2 protein-coding genes are annotated in these 1594 nt (G+C 55.1%); both read right to left on the bottom strand.

Annotated features, from left to right (window positions below; genetic code table 11):
* Positions 1-164 precede the first annotated feature (164 nt).
* Complete coding sequence (locus tag HEQ34_RS14375; RefSeq protein ID WP_296201605.1) at positions 165-785, bottom strand: T6SS immunity protein Tdi1 domain-containing protein; 621 nt, start codon at positions 783-785, stop codon at positions 165-167.
* A gap of 165 nt (positions 786-950) precedes the next feature.
* On the bottom strand, positions 951-1594 hold a 644-nt coding region (locus HEQ34_RS14370), incomplete at its 5' end, for a TlpA family protein disulfide reductase (protein ID WP_296201604.1).

The raw sequence follows: 1594 nt of genomic DNA, 5'->3' as shown, positions 1-1594 counted from the left end.
GCGCCGCCGTACACCTGTTGGTTGCGGAACGTGCCGGGGCTGTTCGGGCTGACCACGCGGCGGTCGCCGACCGAAGCATCGTAGCTCAAATCCGACGTGCCGTTATTGCCGGTATAACCCATTTGGCGACCGCTAAAGCGATACAAGGCCTGCGGCCTTGAGGGTCAGGTTAAACTCACCCGCACGGTTGTTCCTTGCGGCAGCCCTTTGGTCTTTAGGATCAGCTGCCCCATCAGATGCCAGTAAACATCAATGTCCGACACTTCTAGATTCTCAACCTCATCGGCTCCGCTAAGGAACACAGGTCTGCGATATCCGATGCACTGATCAAATCGCGGCATTGCTCCACCGGCTGCCAACCACTTGTCATGAAAGCTGATAGCAAGCGCTGCCTCGCCAAATTCGATCAATTCAGCATCGTGAAAACCTTGGAGGTTTGCAGGGATTTCCAAAGCTTCTCCGGTTCCCGGCTCGAACATCACAACACCCGCCTGGCCGTCTTCGGTTCGCTTTATGTCGAGCGCGAACACACGACCCAGCCAATCAAAGCCAAAGCAGAAAATCCGCCCTTCAAATTCTGGAAACGCAAGGTGGATACGATCCTGCCAATCCGCCAAATCCGCTGGATGAATGATCCTGTAGAGGCCGCCACGGACTGACGCGCCGCCAAACTGATCAAAGAGCTGCCCCAGCCCCGGAAGGCTTGGTGTAGCATAGGGTTTATCGTCGCCTTCGCGTGTCCATGGATCACGAAGAAAGTTGCTTTGGAATGTTTCGAACATCATCGATCCCCAATCGTCACACGATTGATCCTTGTTCCCGGTGGCAGGTTCTTAATCTGAAGCTGGAATTACGGTGACAGTGCACTAAAATATTCATAATTCCCAAAATGTGAAATAATATCAACATATTGTCAACCCTTCACCGCCGCGTCTTGACGCAACCTCGCTTCAGTCTGCTTGGCGCAGCAGCTTTGCCATTTCGGTGTCATCCCATTCGACGCCGCCTGCAATCCGCCAGACCTCCTTGCCTGCGCTGTCATATAATATGGTCGTGGGCAGGGCGATGGCGTTGTTAAACGCGGCCAATATTGCGTTGTCGGCGTCGGTATAGGGCACCAGATTCTGAACCTTAGTCTCCTTGAAAAAGGCCAAGACGGGCGCGCGGCCTTCAAGGTCTTGGGATACCGCAATGACCGCCATCCGGTCCTTCTCCAGCTTTGCCAGCGTGTCCAGCGTCGGCATTTCGGCCTTACACGGCGCGCACCACGTCGCCCAAATGTTGAGCAACAACGGCTTGCCTTCAAAATCTGCCAAAGCCACATCCTGTCCGTCGGCGTCCGCAAAGGGCGCGGTTGGTGCCTTTTGGCCCGCAAATCTGTAACTAAGCGTTGCGCGGGTGCCATTTGCGCTTTCCAATATGATCTCGGTCTTGCCCGTGGCATCCAAGTTTGCAGCTAATGCGGGTTGCGCTTGCCCCTGGCCTGGGGTTTCTTTATCGCACCCGGTTAACAGCAAAAGGATTAGGGCAATTACAAAGCGCATGTCGGATTCCAATAGCATGTGGGGCGGCCGGTTCGGCGAAGGCCCCGGCG

Origin of the sequence: Sphingorhabdus sp. (assembly GCF_023910635.1) — a bacterium.
Lineage (GTDB): Bacteria > Pseudomonadota > Alphaproteobacteria > Sphingomonadales > Sphingomonadaceae > Sphingorhabdus_B.
This window is presented reverse-complemented; position numbering and strand designations above follow the sequence as displayed.